General features: G+C 44.7%; 14 protein-coding genes, 2 tRNA genes, 1 other RNA gene and 1 other annotated feature. Of the genes, 15 read left to right on the forward strand and 2 right to left on the reverse strand.

Annotated features, from left to right (window positions below):
• Nucleotides 1–244 precede the first annotated feature (244 nt).
• The 5 genes from cooS to ilvC all read left to right on the forward strand — a co-directional run bounded on the left by cooS (nucleotide 245) and on the right by ilvC (nucleotide 5,617).
• Nucleotides 245–2,128 carry an anaerobic carbon-monoxide dehydrogenase catalytic subunit gene (cooS, locus tag ACGHCT_RS12480; protein WP_390436145.1) on the forward strand — a complete coding sequence of 628 codons (1,884 nt, stop codon included), beginning with the start codon at nucleotides 245–247 and terminating at the stop codon, nucleotides 2,126–2,128.
• 15 nt (nucleotides 2,129–2,143) lie between these two features.
• A complete protein-coding gene (locus tag ACGHCT_RS12485; protein WP_072851001.1) occupies nucleotides 2,144–2,590 on the forward strand; it encodes a 4Fe-4S dicluster domain-containing protein in 447 nt (148 codons plus the stop codon).
• Nucleotides 2,591–2,593: 3 nt separating this feature from the next.
• Nucleotides 2,594–3,820, forward strand: a complete 1,227-nt coding sequence (locus ACGHCT_RS12490; RefSeq protein WP_390436147.1) for an NAD(P)/FAD-dependent oxidoreductase — start codon at nucleotides 2,594–2,596, stop codon at nucleotides 3,818–3,820.
• 191 nt (nucleotides 3,821–4,011) lie between these two features.
• On the forward strand, nucleotides 4,012–4,509 hold the full coding sequence (ilvN, locus tag ACGHCT_RS12495) for an acetolactate synthase small subunit (RefSeq protein ID WP_072851005.1): 498 nt from the start codon (nucleotides 4,012–4,014) through the stop codon (nucleotides 4,507–4,509).
• 94 nt (nucleotides 4,510–4,603) lie between these two features.
• Nucleotides 4,604–5,617, forward strand: coding sequence for a ketol-acid reductoisomerase (gene ilvC / locus ACGHCT_RS12500; RefSeq protein ID WP_072851007.1), 1,014 nt, complete (start codon nucleotides 4,604–4,606; stop codon nucleotides 5,615–5,617).
• A gap of 38 nt (nucleotides 5,618–5,655) precedes the next feature.
• Here ilvC and ACGHCT_RS12505 read toward each other — a convergent pair whose 3' ends face one another.
• Complete coding sequence (locus ACGHCT_RS12505) at nucleotides 5,656–6,558, reverse strand: LysR family transcriptional regulator (RefSeq protein ID WP_072851100.1); 903 nt, start codon at nucleotides 6,556–6,558, stop codon at nucleotides 5,656–5,658.
• A gap of 223 nt (nucleotides 6,559–6,781) precedes the next feature.
• On the opposite strand from ACGHCT_RS12505, the gene leuC reads away from it, so the two are divergent.
• Both leuC and leuD read left to right on the forward strand, forming a co-directional pair.
• Nucleotides 6,782–8,050 (forward strand): 3-isopropylmalate dehydratase large subunit, encoded by a 1,269-nt coding sequence (gene leuC / locus ACGHCT_RS12510; RefSeq protein ID WP_390436149.1) that lies wholly within the window; start codon nucleotides 6,782–6,784, stop codon nucleotides 8,048–8,050.
• A gap of 12 nt (nucleotides 8,051–8,062) precedes the next feature.
• Nucleotides 8,063–8,545, forward strand: a complete 483-nt coding sequence (leuD, locus tag ACGHCT_RS12515) for a 3-isopropylmalate dehydratase small subunit (protein ID WP_072851011.1) — start codon at nucleotides 8,063–8,065, stop codon at nucleotides 8,543–8,545.
• Between the two features lie 139 nt (nucleotides 8,546–8,684).
• Here the strand turns inward: leuD and ACGHCT_RS12520 are convergent, their stop codons facing one another.
• Complete coding sequence (locus tag ACGHCT_RS12520; protein WP_390436151.1) at nucleotides 8,685–8,945, reverse strand: hypothetical protein; 261 nt, start codon at nucleotides 8,943–8,945, stop codon at nucleotides 8,685–8,687.
• A gap of 139 nt (nucleotides 8,946–9,084) precedes the next feature.
• On the opposite strand from ACGHCT_RS12520, the gene ACGHCT_RS12525 reads away from it, so the two are divergent.
• From ACGHCT_RS12525 to ACGHCT_RS12560, 8 genes are all read left to right on the forward strand, one after another.
• Nucleotides 9,085–9,158: transfer RNA gene (locus ACGHCT_RS12525), tRNA-Met, on the forward strand.
• Nucleotides 9,159–9,220: 62 nt separating this feature from the next.
• A tRNA-Pro gene (locus ACGHCT_RS12530) sits at nucleotides 9,221–9,294 on the forward strand.
• Between the two features lie 78 nt (nucleotides 9,295–9,372).
• Nucleotides 9,373–9,637: a binding site (T-box leader), on the forward strand.
• Between the two features lie 73 nt (nucleotides 9,638–9,710).
• The gene (locus ACGHCT_RS12535; RefSeq protein ID WP_072851015.1) at nucleotides 9,711–11,369 is read left to right on the forward strand and encodes a 2-isopropylmalate synthase; all 1,659 of its coding nucleotides are present in this window, start codon (nucleotides 9,711–9,713) and stop codon (nucleotides 11,367–11,369) included.
• Between the two features lie 196 nt (nucleotides 11,370–11,565).
• Complete coding sequence (locus ACGHCT_RS12540; protein WP_072851017.1) at nucleotides 11,566–12,411, forward strand: cell wall hydrolase; 846 nt, start codon at nucleotides 11,566–11,568, stop codon at nucleotides 12,409–12,411.
• A 173-nt stretch (nucleotides 12,412–12,584) separates the two neighbouring features.
• Nucleotides 12,585–14,072 carry a threonine synthase gene (thrC, locus tag ACGHCT_RS12545; protein WP_390436153.1) on the forward strand — a complete coding sequence of 496 codons (1,488 nt, stop codon included), beginning with the start codon at nucleotides 12,585–12,587 and terminating at the stop codon, nucleotides 14,070–14,072.
• A gap of 365 nt (nucleotides 14,073–14,437) precedes the next feature.
• Entirely contained in the window at nucleotides 14,438–16,129 is a 1,692-nt protein-coding gene (locus tag ACGHCT_RS12550) for a phosphoenolpyruvate carboxykinase (ATP) (RefSeq protein WP_256281270.1), read from the forward strand.
• Nucleotides 16,130–16,282: 153 nt separating this feature from the next.
• Nucleotides 16,283–16,465: non-coding RNA, 6S RNA (gene ssrS, locus ACGHCT_RS12555), on the forward strand.
• Nucleotides 16,466–16,550: 85 nt separating this feature from the next.
• Nucleotides 16,551–17,606 (forward strand): aldose epimerase family protein, encoded by a 1,056-nt coding sequence (locus ACGHCT_RS12560; RefSeq protein ID WP_226903522.1) that lies wholly within the window; start codon nucleotides 16,551–16,553, stop codon nucleotides 17,604–17,606.
• The last annotated feature ends 175 nt before the right edge of the window (nucleotides 17,607–17,781 follow it).

Consider the following 17,781-nt stretch of genomic DNA (forward strand, 5'->3'; position numbering starts at 1 on the left):
CACAGCGATCCTGAAAAACAAGTGCAGAGATCATTCATAGGACAGCCTGGTACAGTCAGTCTAAAGGACAGGAGGGCTGACTGTACGCAGCTCCTATGGAAAATTCTGCAAAAAAAGTGTGAAATAATCTTGACTAAAAAGGTTAAGATTGATATAATATTATCAATCCAGTAATTCTCAGGAATTGCTGTTTTTTCGGAAATAAAATTGATAAAAATAATCAAGTATTCAGGAGGAAAAAAAGATGAATCAATGTTTTGGATGTAACACATGTGCAAGTGCAGATAAGCCTTTGGAAGGGTACATAAAAAATCTTTCAGTGGAGACGTCTCACCACAGAGTGGAGGGGCAGAGCACCAAGTGCGGGTTTGGACTTCAGGGGGTTTGCTGCCGTCTTTGTTCCAATGGTCCCTGCCGTATCACACCAAAAGCACCCAGAGGGATCTGCGGCGCCACTGCGGACACCATTGTTGCCAGAAATTTTCTGCGGGCGGTGGCAGCAGGATCCGGATGTTATATTCATGTAGTAGAAAATACAGCCCTGAATGTAAAGAAGACAGCTCTGGCAAAAGGAGAGATCAAAGGGGAAAAAGCGCTGGAGCGTCTTTCTCAAATATTCGGCCTGAAAGGTAAGGACAAATATGAGACAGCCTTAAAGGTGGCAGACGCTGTCCTGGCTGATCTATACAAACCTGAATATGAAAAAATGGAACTGGTAAAGAAGATGGCCTATGCTCCCCGCTATGAAAAATGGGAAGAGCTTGGGATCCTGCCCGGAGGCGCCAAGGGAGAAGTTTTTCATGGAGTGGTAAAATGTTCTACGAACCTGAATTCTGATCCGGCGGATATGCTTACAGACTGTCTGAAGCTAGGCATTTCTACAGGGATCTATGGTCTGACACTGACGAATCTTTTGAATGATGTGCTTCTGGGAGAGCCTGAGCTTCGTATGGCCCCGGTTGGACTGCGCGTCATCGATCCGGATTATATAAATATTATGATAACCGGGCATCAGCATACAATTTTTGTAGATCTGCAGGAGCGCCTGACCTCTCCGGAGGCAGTGGCAAAAGCGAAGGCGGCAGGCGCCAAAGGGTTTAAATTGGTTGGATGTACCTGTGTCGGTCAGGATCTTCAGCTTCGAGGGGCCCATTATCAGGAAGTCTTCGACGGCCATGCAGGAAATAACTATACCAGTGAAGCCGTGCTTGCCACAGGCGGAATAGATGCCGTACTCTCAGAGTTTAATTGTACACTTCCGGGTATAGAGCCCATCTGTGACAAAATGATGATTAAGCAGATTTGTCTTGACAGTGTAGCAAAGAAGGCAAATGCAGAGATGAAACCTTTTATATTTGAGGAGAGAGAACAGCAGAGTGAAGAAATCATCGATAAAATCGTTGCCGCGTATAAGGAGAGACGAGGCAAAGTAGAGATGAATCTGTTCCCTGAGCACGGAAATGATAAAACGCTTACGGGAGTAAGCGAGGTATCCTTAAAAGAGTTCCTGGGCGGGAACTGGAAGCCTCTCATTGATTTGATTGTATCCGGAGATATCAAAGGTATTGTGGGAGTAGTAGGATGTTCTAATCTTACTGCAGGAGGCCATGATGTATTGACCGTGGATCTCACAAAAGAGTTAATTTTCAGAGACATTCTTGTCCTTACCGCAGGATGCTCTTCAGGAGGCATTGAAAACTGCGGACTAATGGAACCAGAGGCAGCTAAACTTGCAGGCCCGAAGCTGCGTGCTGTCTGCGAAAAGCTGGGAATTCCTCCGGTACTGAATTTTGGGCCCTGTCTGGCGATCGGAAGACTGGAGATTGTTGCAACAGAACTGGCTGAGGCCATCGGCATTGATATTCCCCAGCTTCCTCTCGCCCTGTCCGCAGCACAGTGGCTGGAGGAACAGGCCCTGGCTGACGGATGCTTTGGTCTGGCCCTTGGACTCCCTCTGCATCTTGGACTTCCTCCCTTTGTCACAGGAAGCCAGCTGGTAACCAAAGTGTTAACGGAAGATATGAAAGATCTTACCGGCGGTCAGGTGATCATCAACGGCGACGGAAAAGAAAGTGCGGATATTCTGGAGAAAATTATCGAGGAGAAACGTGCCGGACTGCATATATAGAAAGGGGCTGAGGGTATGAGAAGAATAATAATTGACGCGTCAAAATGCGACGGCTGTAAGAACTGCTCTCTGGCCTGTATGCAGGCCCATAGAAAAGATACTGGTACTTTATATGATCTGAATCTCCTGGATACGGACAACGAATCCAGAAACTTTATCTATAAAAACAGAACCGGGGGCTACACCCCCATATTCTGCCGCCACTGCGATCAGCCGGAATGTGTTATGTCCTGCATGAGCGGGGCTTTGACAAAGGATCCGGAATCCGGACATGTCTGTTATGATGAAAAAAAATGCGGTTCCTGCTTTATGTGTGTCATGAACTGCCCTTACGGAGTTCTGAAGCCAGACGACAAAACGGGTATGCATATTATCAAATGTGATTTTTGCAAAGACGCGGGAGGGGAACCCAGCTGCGTGAAAGCCTGTCCAAAAGAAGCTATCTATATCGAGGAGGTGTAAGGTATGAAATATGTAATTCTAGGTGCAGGCGCTGCAGGCATTACTGCAGCCAGGACACTCCGAAAGGGGAGAAAGGAAGATTCCATACTTATTATCTCCACAGACGACAGAGTACATTCCCGCTGCATGCTTCACAAATATCTGAGTCATGAGAGGGATGAAAAGGAACTGAATTTTGTTCCGGAAGACTTTTTTTGCGAAAACAACATAGAATGGATGCCGGGATGCACTGCAGTGAAGCTAGATACCTCATCAAAAGAACTGGTTCTGGATAATGGGCAGCAGATCTCTTATGACAAGCTGCTGATAGCCACAGGGGCGGAAAGCTTTATCCCTCCGGTAGGAAAACTTCGGGAGGCATCCAATGTGTTCGGGCTTCGCCATCTGAGGGATGCCAGGGCAATTGACAAAAAGGCAGAAGTCTCCTCAAAGATTGCCATCATCGGTTCCGGACTGGTGGGTCTGGATGCGGCCTGCGGGCTGATGGAACAGGGAAAACAGGTAACTGTAATTGAGATGGCAGATCAAATTCTGCCCATTCAGCTGGATGAAAAAGGAGCCAAAGAGTATCAGAAGCGCTTTGAGAATGCAGGATGCCGCTTCTATCTTGGCAGAAAAGCACAGGATACCCTGTGCGATGAAAAAGGGGAAGTAACCCGGCTGCTTTTGGACAATGGGGAGGAAATCCCCTGTGATATGGTGATAGTAGCAGCCGGAGTACGTCCGGGCACTGTCGGCATGGACGGGGAAGGAATCAGAATTGACAGGGGAATTCAGGTAGATGAGTATCTGCAGACCGATGTTTTGGGTGTATATGCGGCCGGAGATGTTACGGGGCTTTCCGGTATCTGGCCAAATGCCATGAAGCAGGGCGAAACAGCAGCTCTTAATATGATGGGATCTGAAGTTGCTTACACAGATACTTTTGCCGTTAAAAATACGATCAACTTCTTCGGGCTGGCCTCTCTGTGTGTAGGAGTTATAAAGCCGGAGGAAAAAGATGTCGTGATCGCCAGAGAGGATGCCCGTAATTATAAACGGATACTCCTTCGGGATGGAAAAGTGGCTGGAGTACTCCTTCAGGGGGATATTTCACACGCCGGTATCTGGCAGTATCTGATAAAGAATCAGATTCCTATTGCTTCTATTGAAAAGGATATTTTTGAGCTGAACTTCAGTGATTTTTATGGAATACAGGAAAATGGAGAATTCGTCTGGAAGGTTAGCTGAGTTCTCTGAAAGGCAGCTTTTACAGGTGCGGAAATTCTGTTGCAGGAATTTCCGCACCTGTATGTTTATTCCTATAGGTTATAACTTTCATACGAATTAGTTATAACTCGACAAATCCATTGACAAAAAATTGAATAATTGATAGAATTAACTGCAATATAGAAGTTATTAATACAGGGAGAAGGTAGGGTATGAAGAAAAGAGTATTATCCATTTTGGTAGAAAATACCGCCGGTGTACTGAGCCGTGTTGCAGGGCTTTTCAGCAGACGGGGATACAACATCGACAGCCTGACCGTAGGCGTGACGGCGGATCCCAGATATTCCAGAATGACAGTGGTCTGCAGAGGTGATGAGCTGATTCTGGAGCAGATTACCAAGCAGCTGGAAAAGCTTGAGGATGTCAGAGATATTAAAGTATTAAAGGATAATGAAAGCGTTAACAGGGAGCTGATTCTTGTTAAAGTTCGTACCAGTCCGGAGCAGAGGCAGAATGTAATCGCTGTAGCCAATATTTTCAGGGCTAATATTGTTGATATCGGAAAAGAGTCACTGATAGTGGAACTGACAGGTACACAGACAAAGCTGGAAGCGTTCCTGAACCTTCTGGATGGATATGAGATTCTGGAGCTTGCGCGGACAGGAATCACTGGTTTGTCAAGAGGGGCGGAAGATGTCCGTTACCTTTAATACATAGTTTCGCTCTGTAAAAATAGTTAGCTAGAGGATTTCATATTCCCTAACAAATATATTAAAAAGTAAACATAGTAGGAGGAAAAGTAATATGGCAGCAAAAATTTATTATCAGGAAGATTGTAATCTTTCCTTATTGGAAGGCAAAACAATTGCCATTATCGGATACGGCAGCCAGGGACATGCACATGCGCTCAACGCCAAGGAATCCGGTTGCAATGTAATCATCGGCCTTTATGAAGGAAGCAGATCCTGGGCAAAAGCAGAAGCACAAGGGTTTGAAGTATATACTGCAGCAGAAGCTGCAAAGAAAGCTGATATCATCATGGTTCTGATCAATGATGAGAAACAGGCAGCTATGTACAAAGAGTCTATTGAACCAAATCTGGAAGAGGGCAATATGCTGATGTTCGCGCATGGATTTGCCATCCACTTCGGACAGATTCGTCCTCCAAAGAATGTAGATGTTACTATGATTGCGCCCAAAGGACCCGGACACACAGTTCGGAGCCAGTACCAGGAGGGCAAAGGCGTTCCCTGTCTGATCGCTGTGCATCAGGATTATACAGGCAAGGCGCATGACAAAGCATTGGCTTATGCGCTGGCTATCGGCGGTGCAAGAGCAGGTGTTCTGCAGACTACCTTCCGTGAGGAGACAGAGACTGACCTCTTTGGAGAGCAGGCTGTACTCTGCGGCGGTGTAACTGCCCTTATGAAGGCTGGATTTGAAACTCTGGTGGAAGCCGGATATGAACCGGAAAGCGCATATTTTGAGTGTATCCATGAGATGAAGCTTATTGTGGATCTGATTTTCGAGAGCGGATTCAAGGGAATGAGATACTCTATCTCTAATACCGCAGAATACGGCGACTACATCACAGGACCTAAGATTGTTACTGATGAGACAAAGAAAGCTATGAAGCAGATCTTAAAAGATATCCAGGACGGTGTGTTCGCACGCAACTGGTTAGTGGAAAACCAGGTTGGCTGCCCAAGCTTCAACGCTATGAGAAGAAAAGAAGGAAATCACCAGTTAGAAAAGGTTGGAGAAGAACTCCGCAAATTATACAGCTGGAATGATGGCAATAAATTAATTGATAACTAAAACAGACAATAAAAAACCGGTTCCCAGGAACCGGTTTTTTATTGGGGCTTCTGGGCGGTGTAGAAGGCCACAAAATCTTTCACTGCATTTGAATGCTGCTGATTCTCCAGATAGGCAAAACCTATTTCCCGTTTGTGAATAGGAAAGGGCAGAGGAATCTGCACAAAGGTTCCATTCTCCAGCTCTTTTGAGACAAACTGCTTGATAACACATGCAACCCCCAGACCGATTTTGGCAAATTCAATTAAAAGATCCATGGTTGAGATCTCCAGGAGATTATTTGTCTCAATATGGTGAAGGGACAGATAGTCATCAATATACTGGCGGGTCATATTTTCTTTGTCCAGCAGCATCAGCGTAGCTGAACGGAAGAGATCCATTTCATTGCTTCTGGTTCTCAGAGAAAGGTTGTCCAGATACGTTTTTGTGGCCACAAAAATGTCTTCGATCTCTCCAAGGGAATCAAAGCAGATGTGATGCAGACTGTCCGGCCGCCCGATCAGGCCGATATCAATTTTGTTTTCTTTCAGCAGCTGAAGGGTGTGGTTGGTGGACTGGCAGTCAATGGTGATTTTTACGTGGGGATGAGCTTTGATAAAGGCCTTCAGATAGGGCAGAAGCATATATTTGCACAGAGTAGTACTGACACCGATATGAAGATGGCCGATGCCAAGCTCATTGACCTTTTTCAGCTGCGCCTCTCCTAACTGCAGAGAGTCGAAGGCCCGTTCTACGTATTCGTAGAGAATCTCTCCCTCCTCTGTCAGCTGGACGCCTCTGGAATTCCTGGAAAACAGGGTGACACCAAGGCTCTGCTCCAGTTTTCGGATGGATTTGCTGATTGCGGGCTGGCTGATGAAAAGCTCAGAGGCGGCTTTGGAAATGTTTCTGGAATTGGCTACGGTATAAAAGACTTTGTATAACGAAAGATTTTGATCCATACTTCCTCCCTGTAATAGAATAGCTGCTGTTTCTGCCATAGGATCCCTCAGGAAATTTTTATGGCTTACCCAGAGGGCTGCAGGACACGGAGCCAGCAGCAATATATAATCAATAGTTATAGTAAATATGCATTATATGTATTTCTATTATACCAGGAAGTGTGTTAGAATTACAACTAAAGAAATGAAAGAAAAGTACTGGAACATAAAGGAGGATTTAGGAATGGGTATGACAATGACACAGAAGATTCTGGCTGCACATGCCGGACTTGATTCTGTAGAAGCCGGACAGTTAATAGAGGCAGATTTAGATTTGGTACTGGGCAATGACATTACATCCCCGGTGGCGATTCATGAAATGGATAAGATAAAAGGGGATACTGTATTTGACAAAGATAAAATTGCCCTGGTAATGGACCATTTTATTCCGAATAAGGACATCAAATCAGCAGAACACTGCAAATGTGTAAGAGAGTTTGCCTGTAAACATGATATTACCAACTACTTTGATGTGGGAGACATGGGGATTGAGCATGCCCTGCTTCCGGAAAAAGGCCTTACTGTGGCAGGAGATGTGATTATCGGAGCCGATTCCCATACCTGTACCTACGGCGCACTGGGGGCATTCTCCACGGGCGTGGGAAGCACAGATATGGCTGCCGGTATGGCAACCGGAAAAGCATGGTTTAAAGTCCCTTCCGCTATCAAATTCAATATCGTTGGAAAGCCATCTAAATGGGTGAGCGGAAAAGACGTTATTCTTCATATTATTGGTATGATAGGGGTAGACGGTGCGCTTTACAAATCCATGGAATTTACCGGGGAGGGAATTGCGAATCTCTCTATGGATGATCGCTTTACCATTGCCAACATGGCAATTGAGGCAGGCGGCAAGAATGGCATCTTCCCTGTAGATGCCCTGGCAGAAGCCTATATGAAAGAACACTCCAACAGACCTTATACGGTATACGAGGCGGATGAAGACGCTGCGTATGATGAGGAATATACCATTGATCTCAGTTCCTTAAAGCCAACCGTAGCCTTCCCCCATCTGCCGGAGAATACAAAGACCACGGATGAGATTACAGAGGATGTGGTGATTGATCAGGTAGTGATTGGCTCCTGTACCAATGGGCGTATTGAGGACCTTCGCTGTGCGGCTGATATTTTGAAAGGCAATAAGGTGAAAAAAGGCGTGCGCTGCATCGTGATCCCAGCCACACAGGCCATTTATCTGCAGGCGATTGAGGAAGGGCTGGTACAGACCTTTATAAAAGCCGGTGCTGTGGTCAGCACCCCTACCTGCGGTCCCTGCCTGGGAGGCTATATGGGGATTCTGGCTGCCAATGAACGCTGCGTGTCCACGACCAACAGAAATTTTGTGGGCCGTATGGGGCATGTGGATTCCGAGGTGTACCTGGCAAGCCCTGCAGTGGCAGCGGCAAGCGCTGTGACAGGAAAAATATCAGATCCTGCTGAACTAGGATTATAGGAGGAGATATAGATGAAAGCAAATGGAACAGTTTTTAAATACGGTGACAATGTAGACACAGATGTAATTATTCCCGCCAGATATCTGAATTCTTCTGACCCTGCAGAACTGGCTACACACTGTATGGAGGATATTGACCAGGAGTTTGTGAACAAAGTCAAAAAGGGTGATATTATTGTGGCAAATAAAAACTTTGGATGCGGTTCTTCCAGAGAACATGCGCCCATCGCCATTAAAGCAGCAGGCGTAAGCTGCGTGATCGCAGAAACCTTTGCCCGCATTTTCTACAGAAATTCCATAAACATCGGTCTGCCTATTATTGAATGCCCTGAGGCAGCTAAAGCAATTGAAAACGGCGATGAGGTTGAAGTAGACTTCGACAGCGGAATGATTTACGATAAGACAAAAGGTACGGAATATAAAGGGCAGGCGTTTCCGCCTTTTATGCAGAAGATTATAAAGGCAGAGGGGCTTATTAATTACATCAATCAATAATGATGCAGACGTCACTCTGCGGTATGAGCCGGCAGTTCCGGGCGGGATCCTGTTTCCCGGGGACACCTCCGTGTGAGGAGTTACCTGGGCTGAGCAGGAATTCCTTCCGGAGGGCTGTCCGCTTGCCAGGAGCACTTTTTTACTTACTAAATGGCGAGTATGACTTACAAGTAAATTCCTTTTCCCCGCCTTCCCTTTTGTCCTCTACCTGAATTTGGCAGTTTAAAGCACTGGCTATGCATACAGCTTGCTGAAATGTCAGACTGGTATCGGAAAGCAGACGGCAGAGGGCTTGGGGTTCTATGCCCATCAGAGCCGCGGTATCCACAACGGACAGACCCTGAAGCTTCATAGTATATTTGAAGAAATGCAGCAATTCTTGGGCAGATGGATTTATCATAATGTATTCTCCTTTTTATTTTTATTATAGTAGAAAACTAAGAGGAGGAAAAGATAAAAAAATTGTGAAAAACTATTGACAAAATAAGGCAAATAGTGATAATATATGGAAGTTCGCTCTGGTAGTCCAGAAGCGGTGGGGCGAGATAGCTCAGTTGGCTAGAGCATGCGGTTCATACCCGCAGTGTCGGGGGTTCGAATCCCTTTCTCGCTATTGACAAGCACAACAAAATAGTGTATAGTAGTCAGGGTCAGATAAGAGACACTGACACATATCGGGGTATGGCGTAGCTTGGTAGCGCGCACGGCTGGGGGCCGTGAGGTCGCAGGTTCAAATCCTGTTGCCCCGATTTTTTTGTACTCATTTTTAGAAAATGATTGACAATGGATAAGAGAAATGTTATCTTATATTCTATAAATTGATATAAGAAAAAGCGATGAAGAGGAATAGTAAGTTTATTTTCGATGACAGAGAGCTGCTGGGAGGTGGAAAGCGGCAGAGAGAATAATCTGAACTCGCCTCCGAGCGGCTGCCCGAAATTCTAAGGAAAAGTAGACGCAGACGGAGCCCGACCGTTATTCAGGGAGAGATATAAGGTTATTGCAGTGACCCGTATCTTGCAGAGCGTATGAAGATACTTCATAAAATAGAGTGGTACCGCGTAGGACAGTTAGCAGTCTTTCGTCTCTATCAGGCAGTGAATGCCGGGATAGAACGGAGGGCTTTTTCTTTTATCAAAAAATAAAAATCAGGGAGGATATAATTATGACAAATTGCAGCAAGTATACCAGACAGTATTTTATGCCGCCGGTGAAATGTATGAAATGGGCAGAGAAGGAGTACATTGACAAAGCACCTGTTTGGTGCAGCGTGGATCTTAGAGACGGGAATCAGGCTCTTGTGATTCCCATGAGTCTGGAACAAAAAATAAATTTTTTTAAACTTCTTGTTAAAATCGGGTTTAAAGAGATTGAGGTTGGGTTCCCGGCAGCATCGGAGACGGAATACCAGTTTTTGAGAGCATTGATTGAGCAGGATTTAATACCTGATGATGTTACCATTCAGGTTTTGACACAGGCAAGGGAACACATTATCAAAAAAACTTTTGAGGCCTTAAAAGGGGCAAAAAAAGCCGTTGTACATGTATATAATTCTACTTCCGTAGCGCAGAGAGAACAGGTATTTAAAAAATCAAAAGAAGAGATCCTGAAAATTGCAGTGGACGGCGCAGCTCTCCTGAAGGAACTGGCAGAGGAGACAGAGGGAAATTTTCTGTTTGAATACAGTCCTGAGAGCTTTACCGGAACAGAGCCTGAATATGCCCTGGAAGTTTGCAATGCGGTTCTTGACATCTGGCAGCCGACTCCGGATAAAAAGGCGATCATTAATCTTCCTGTTACCGTACAGCACTCTATGCCTCATGTGTACGCCAGCCAGATTGAGTATCTGAGTGAGAATATGAAATACAGGGAGAATGTAATCCTGTCCATACATCCTCACAATGACCGGGGCTGCGGCGTAGCGGATGCGGAGATGGGCGTTTTAGCCGGAGCAGACAGGGTGGAAGGGACTCTATTTGGAAACGGTGAGAGAACCGGCAACGTGGATATTGTGACTCTGGCTTTGAATATGTATTCTCAGGGCGTGGATCCGGAGCTTGATTTCTCTAACATGGTTGAGATCTGCGAGCAGTACGAGGAATATACGGGAATGCATATTGACGAGCGCAGGCCTTACAGCGGCGCGCTGGTATTTGCAGCATTCTCCGGCTCCCACCAGGATGCGATTGCAAAGGGAATGAAATGGCTGGAGGAGAAAGATCCCAAACACTGGACCGTACCGTATCTTCCAATCGATCCCAAGGATTTGGGCAGAAATTACGATGCCGATGTGATCCGTATCAACAGCCAGTCCGGAAAGGGCGGCGTGGGCTACATTCTGGAGACAAAGTTTGGTTTGAATCTGCCCGCCAAGATGAGAGAGGCCATGGGATACGCAGCAAAAGCAGTGTCCGATCACACTCACAAGGAGCTTATGCCGGAGGAGATATTCGAATTATTCAAGAAAACCTTCGAGAACGTAGTGGAGCCGCTGAATATCCGCGAAGTTCATTTCCAGCAGACAGAAGAGGGGATTACAACCACAGTGACTTCAACCTTTGCCGGAGGACAGAAGTCGGTGACAGAAGCGGCCGGAAACGGACGCCTCAATGCGGTAAGCAATGCGCTTAAGAAGGCATATGGGCTGAAATATGATCTGGTAACGTATCAGGAACATGCCTTAGAGCAGAGCTCCAGTTCCAAGGCCATAGCTTATGTGGGAATCAGAAAACCAGACGGTTCTCTGGCCTGGGGAGCAGGTGTGGATCCTGATATTATCCGGGCTTCCATCGATGCGCTGGTAACAGCAATCAACAATCGGTAAATGTCTAAATTTGCTGAAAACTTTGTGAAATATACCCAAAAATACTCAGAAATTATCTGCTTAATTTTGTGAAAAATGGCTGAAAAAATTCCTTAGATATTGACGAATACCAAGTAATTATTTTATAATTTTAAAACAATCACTTATTTTGGAACTTGTTGATATCTTACTGAGGAAGAGGTTAAGGAACCAGCTTATGGAACTAATCAGAAATCTGCTGTACGGTTTTCAGTTTCTGGCAGAAAAAATCACGAAAAAGAAGCGCAGGTCCTGTGCTGTCATATTGGTTGGCTCAGTAGCGGTTGCCGCAGTTGCCTTTACGTCCAATGCGCTCGGCAGCGGAGGAAAGAATGCAGTGTATGCGGCGGCTGAAAAGGATAATCCTTCCCAGGAAGAGAAAGAACCGGAGGAAGAAGAATCTTTATCCGGACTGGGAGGCATTATCTCAGGAGTTCTGGTTACACAGAATACGAACAATACTGTCGGTCGAATAGGGACCTCCTATGAGGCAGTTCTGGTAGGGCAGCGGACGGCAACACAGGCCAGGGAATCCAGAATAGAAGTGGGAGAAGAAGTGGCTACCAGTGTGGAATATCTGGGAGATCATTCCGTGGATGTGGTGGAAGACAGGATGCGCATGACGGATCATGACTATGAGACACTTCTGTCTATTGTGGAAGCGGAGGCAGGCGGTGAAGATATGAGAGGGCGTATCCTGGTTGCCAATGTAATCTTTAACCGCGTAAAGGATTCCAGATTTCCGGATACGGTGACAAAGGTTGTATGGGAAAAGGTTGCAGGAAAACCTCAGTTTTCCCCTACCTCTGACGGAAGAATACATACGGTTACCGTCTCTGATACCACGAGAGAGGCAGTAAACAGAGCGATAGACGGAGAAGATTATTCCAAAGGAGCCTTATTCTTTGTGGCAAAGGAACAGGCTGAAAAGAAAAATGTAGAATGGTTTGACAAGGATTTGAAGAAACTCTTTAAGTATGGAGTTCATGATTTTTATACTTATCCTGACGATGAGACAGAATAAGAGGGAAAGGGCGTAGCTTGAAGCAGGCGTCCTTTCCTTTCCTACTTGTAAGGAAGAAATTCCTATGGTATACTTTAACATGCAATGAACACCTTATGCCCTGAGGAATCATTCCGGTAGATATTTTCAGGGTCGAGCAACAATAATGAATACATAGAAAAGGAATGGAAAACATGGAGATTTTATACAAAAGCACAAGGGGTAACAATGAGACAGTGCCGGCATCTGCCGCAATCTTAAAAGGACTTTCTGAGGACGGAGGACTGTTTGTCCCCACGCAGATCCCTGCCCTTGACACGGATATCGAAACCTTATCGGGGATGAGCTACCAGGAGGTTGCTTATACGGTTATGAGCAAATTCCTGACGGATTTCACAGAGGATGAACTGAAGGACTGTATTGCACGGGCATACGATAAAAAGTTTGATACAGAAGTAATAGCACCTTTGGCGAAGTCTGACGGGGCATATTATCTGGAACTGTTTCATGGATCTACAATCGCTTTTAAAGATATGGCGCTCTCCATCTTACCATACCTTTTAACTACTTCAGCCAAAAAAAATCACGCAGAGAATGAGATTGTGATTCTCACGGCAACTTCAGGGGATACGGGAAAAGCGGCGATGGCCGGATTTGCTGATGTTCCGGGAACGAAAATAATTGTATTTTACCCCAAAGACGGAGTGAGCCCTATTCAGGAGAAGCAGATGGTTACCCAAAAAGGAAAGAATACTTATGTTGTAAGTATCCGGGGTAACTTCGACGACGCGCAGACAGGGGTTAAGAATATTTTTAATGACAAGAATATGACAGAGGAGCTGGACGGAGCAGGGTTCCAGTTCTCGTCTGCAAACTCTATTAATATCGGACGTCTTGTGCCTCAGATTGTGTACTATGTTTATGCTTATGCCACTCTGTACGGCAACGGCGAAATCGAAAAAGATGAGAAAATTAATGTAGTAGTGCCCACAGGTAATTTTGGAAATATTCTGGCAGCTTTTTATGCCAAGAATATGGGGCTGCCCATTGATAAACTGATCTGTGCCTCCAATGACAATAAGGTTTTGTTTGACTTTTTCCGCACTGGCACTTATGACAAGAACAGGGAGTTTATTCTTACAACCTCCCCTTCTATGGACATTCTGATCTCCAGCAATCTGGAACGCCTCATTTTCCGCCTAACCGGGAATGATGCAAAAAAGAATCAGGAGTTTATGGACAGCTTAAAAACGGAAGGGAAATATACCATAACCGGTGAGATGCTGGAAGAACTGAAAGATTTTTATGGGAATTATGCATCTGAGAAAGAGACAGCAGAGACAATTAAAAGAATCTATGAGGATACTGGTTATGTGATTGATACACATACAGCGGTAGCGGCAGCTGTCTATGAAAAATACAAAGAAGAGACAAAAGACGGGAAAAAGACGGTAATCGCTTCTACCGCCAGTCCGTACAAATTCACGAGAAGCGTAATGGAAGCCATTGATGAGAAGTATGCTTCCATGGGGGATTTTGAATTGGTGGATGAACTGTCAAAGATTTCCAATACACCGGTGCCCAATGCCATCGAAGAAATCCGTACCGCTCCGGTGCTCCACAATACTACAGTGGAAGTAGAAGAGATGCCAAAGATTGTTAAAAAAATTCTGGGAATATAAGAAAACAGGAGATGTCCGGGGGTAATGATCCGGACATCTCTTTGCGTTTACCGTTAAAATGCAGGACAGACACAAAAATAATTCATTTCACTCATTTACATCAATTGTCTGACGATTGGTTTGAAAAAATAGATACAGCCAGGGAAGTATGTAAATATTTACTTTAAAATAGCCGATTGGCCGTTTCAAACCCTGATAAGACATTCATATACGAGACGCCTGGATAAAGTGGACTAATTTAGGTAATATGCATATAAAAATAATTCATCTTGCGAAAATAATTCGAAATCGTTTGTTAAAGTATTGACACCGTAAGAGGAAAATGAGATAATAGGTTTGATTTTGGAGAAAAAGGAGGACATAACATGTCAACAAAAGCATACTATCCAATTAATGAAATTGGTGCTGGCAAGGCAGGATTCAGCAAAACACGTTCCATCATTGAAGCTGCATTTTACGGTAACAATGTGGTTAAAGTTAACACATTAAAAGAGGCATATGAGTTAGCCAAAAACTCTCCTGGAACAGTTGTTACAGATATGCCGGTTTATAGAGGCGAAGAATTTGGACTGGAACCAGATGCAAAGGTATTATTATTTAATGACGGTGCCATCACCGGACGTTATGCAGCAGCACGCCGTATTGCCGGAGAACCCGGAGTAGATTGTGCGGCTCTGGACAAAGTGGCTATGGATGCTATCTATGAAGCCCGCTGGAAAACTATGTACCATGCAGAAGTATATGTAGGTCTGGATCCTGAATTTATGGTTAAAGCTCACCTTCTGATTCCGGAAGGAGAAGAAAATGTTATGTATTCCTGGATGCTGAACTTCCAGTATATGTCAGATGAATACGTAAAAATGTATAAAAACTCCAAAGCTGTGGGAGACGGCAAAGAGGCAGATATCTTTATTTTCTCTGATCCCCAGTGGTCACCGGTAGATCATCCGGGTGTGAATTTTGACTGCTTAAGTGATCCGCAGACATTATGCTACTTCAATACCGATCAGAACTGTGCCTGCATCCTTGGTATGAGATATTTCGGTGAACATAAAAAAGGTACACTGACCATGGCATGGGCTATCGCCAACCGCAACGGATATGCAGCCTGCCACGGCGGACAGAAAGAGTACACACTGGCTGACGGTTCCAAATATGTAGCATCTGTATACGGGCTGTCAGGTTCCGGTAAATCCACTCTGACCCACGCAAAACATAACGGAAAATACGAAATTAAAGTACTTCACGACGATGCGTTTATTATTAACACAGATACCTGTGCATCCATCGCCCTGGAGCCTACTTACTTCGATAAAACACAGGATTATCCTGCTGGATGCCCTGACAATAAATTCCTGTTAACTGCACAGAACTGCTCTGCAACCTTAGATGATGAGGGCAAAGTACAGTTAGTAACAGAAGATATCAGAAACGGAAACGGACGTGCCATCAAATCTAAACTGTGGGCGCCAAACCGTGTGGATAAAATTGACGAGCCGGTTAACGCTATCTTCTGGATTATGAAAGACCCGACCATTCCTCCGGTAGTTAAGTTAAAAGGCGCTTCCCTGGCTTCTGTAATGGGCGCAACTCTTGCCACTAAACGTTCCACAGCAGAGCGTCTGGCACCAGGGGTAGATCCGAACAAGCTGGTAGTTGTTCCTTACGCTAACCCATTCAGAACCTATCCGTTAGCTGATGACTATTCTAAGTTCAAAAAGCTGGTGGAAGAGAAGAATGTAGACTGCTATATCATCAACACAGGTGATTTCATGGGCAAAAAGGTACAGCCAAAAGATACCTTAGGAATCCTGGAAGCAATTGTTGAGAAAAAAGCAGAATTCAAACAGTGGGGTCCGTTCTCAGACATCGAAATCTTTGAATGGGAAGGCTTTGTTCCGGACATGAACGACACAGAATATGTGACACAGCTGAAAGCACGTATGAATGACCGTGTAAATGAAATCAAAGCATTCTCTGAAAAGAACGAAGGCTACAATAAACTTCCTGACGATGCTCTGGCAGCTATTCAGAAAGTAGTAGATGAATTAAACTAATGCGTACAGCAGAGCCTCCGGTGAATACCGGGGGCTTTCATAATGCCCTCAAGTAGAAAATTCTCAATATTCACAAAAATTGGTACATCAATTCAAGTATTAATATTGAAAAATGCGGGAGACTAGAGTATAATAAAATCAAAGAAAAGAAAGTAATTCCTGGGATGTTCGATGACTCCTGTCATTTTGAACCTACATTTACTTTAAACGGGATTCCTACATTGCTCCTCAGATGTCAGGCCGTCATTGCGCAGCGGAAGACAGAAGAGGTGTTGCGGAAACCCACCTAGCAGTAGCTAGGAGTCAGAAGATAGGGAACGGCATCCTGGGTTTACAAATGATAGCTGTTACAAAAGATAAAAAAGAGCCATTTTTAATGGCTCTTTTTCTGAAAAAGACATGCGGAAAGAAGGTACAGTGAATGGGAATAATTGAAAAAAGCTTTGGCAGAACAGATGATGAGAAAGAAGTATATCTGTATGAGCTGACAAATAAGAGCGGCTCCGTAATGAAAGTTACAAACTTCGGAGCGATTTTGGTATCTCTGTTGGTTCCGGATAAAGACAAGCATCTGAAGGATGTAGTGCTGGGTTATGACAGTGTTACAGAATATTTACATAATCCCTGCTATTTCGGCTCTACCATAGGCAGGAGCGGAAACAGAATTGCAGGAGGCAGATTTGAGATAAATGGAACCGAATATCAGATTCCTCAGAACGAAAACGGGAATAATCTTCACAGCGGACCTGACGGATATGAGAAGAAGATCTGGGAAGTGAAGGCTCTGGATGACGAGAAAAGCAGTATTACCTTTTATCATCTCAGTCCGGATATGGAGCAGGGATACCCCGGCAACTTTTCTGTCACTGTAACCTATGAACTTACCGATGAGAATGAACTTAGAATTCACTATGAAGGCAGCTGTGACAAGGATACGGTGGCAAATCTCACCAACCACTCCTATTTTAATCTGGGAGGGCATGAGAGCGGTTACGCCATGGGTCAGCTTCTTCAGATTCATGCAGCAAAGTATAATCCTGTGATTGACGCTGCATCAATACCAACCGGAGAGATTGCCGACGTCGCCGGCACACCTATGGATTTTACAGAACTAAAACCAATGAAGCAGGAGATTGACGCTGACTTCGATCAGCTGAGATATACAGGTGGATATGACCACAATTATGTACTGGACTGGGAGCCTGGAAAATTAAAAGAGGCAGCAAAGGCTTACTGCAGAGAGACAGGAATATTGATGACAGTTTTCACGGATCTGCCGGGAGTACAGTTTTATGCGGGAAATGGAATCGATAATGTAGTGGGCAAGGAAGGCCTGATTTATCCCCGCCGGAGTGCGTTCTGCCTGGAAACACAGTATTACCCCAACGCAGTGAATACACCTGCATTTCCATCACCTGTCCTGAAGGCGGGTGAGACTTATCATACTACAACCGTCTATAAATTTACAGTTGAATAAAAATTAAGATAATAAAATCAGGGATATTGCAGAAAAAGCAGTGTCCCTGATTTCTTATTTTTGTATTTCTGCATATAATATTGGTATGAGGCTAAAAAATAAAATTATATGGAAACTGATTGTTATTATACTATGCTTTTTGTGCATCCTGTTCCTGGCCCTCTTTTCCCGAAGA

The organism is Lactonifactor longoviformis (assembly GCF_042848515.1).
GTDB classification, from domain to species: domain Bacteria; phylum Bacillota; class Clostridia; order Lachnospirales; family Lachnospiraceae; genus Lactonifactor; species Lactonifactor longoviformis.

Bases quoted from the DNA above. Each gene is read 5' to 3' on its own strand.
- leuC (WP_390436149.1), top strand. From the start codon at position 6,782: ATGGGTATGACAATGACACAGAAGATTCTGGCTGCACATGCCGGACTT.
- ACGHCT_RS12535 (WP_072851015.1), top strand. From the start codon at position 9,711: ATGACAAATTGCAGCAAGTATACCAGACAGTATTTTATGCCGCCGGTG.
- ACGHCT_RS12540 (WP_072851017.1), top strand. From the start codon at position 11,566: ATGGAACTAATCAGAAATCTGCTGTACGGTTTTCAGTTTCTGGCAGAA.
- cooS (WP_390436145.1), top strand. From the start codon at position 245: ATGAATCAATGTTTTGGATGTAACACATGTGCAAGTGCAGATAAGCCT.
- ilvN (WP_072851005.1), top strand. From the start codon at position 4,012: ATGAAGAAAAGAGTATTATCCATTTTGGTAGAAAATACCGCCGGTGTA.
- thrC (WP_390436153.1), top strand. From the start codon at position 12,585: ATGGAGATTTTATACAAAAGCACAAGGGGTAACAATGAGACAGTGCCG.
- ACGHCT_RS12560 (WP_226903522.1), top strand. From the start codon at position 16,551: ATGGGAATAATTGAAAAAAGCTTTGGCAGAACAGATGATGAGAAAGAA.
- leuD (WP_072851011.1), top strand. From the start codon at position 8,063: ATGAAAGCAAATGGAACAGTTTTTAAATACGGTGACAATGTAGACACA.
- ACGHCT_RS12550 (WP_256281270.1), top strand. From the start codon at position 14,438: ATGTCAACAAAAGCATACTATCCAATTAATGAAATTGGTGCTGGCAAG.
- ACGHCT_RS12490 (WP_390436147.1), top strand. From the start codon at position 2,594: ATGAAATATGTAATTCTAGGTGCAGGCGCTGCAGGCATTACTGCAGCC.
- ilvC (WP_072851007.1), top strand. From the start codon at position 4,604: ATGGCAGCAAAAATTTATTATCAGGAAGATTGTAATCTTTCCTTATTG.
- ACGHCT_RS12485 (WP_072851001.1), top strand. From the start codon at position 2,144: ATGAGAAGAATAATAATTGACGCGTCAAAATGCGACGGCTGTAAGAAC.
- ACGHCT_RS12520 (WP_390436151.1), bottom strand. From the start codon at position 8,945: ATGATAAATCCATCTGCCCAAGAATTGCTGCATTTCTTCAAATATACT.
- ACGHCT_RS12505 (WP_072851100.1), bottom strand. From the start codon at position 6,558: ATGGATCAAAATCTTTCGTTATACAAAGTCTTTTATACCGTAGCCAAT.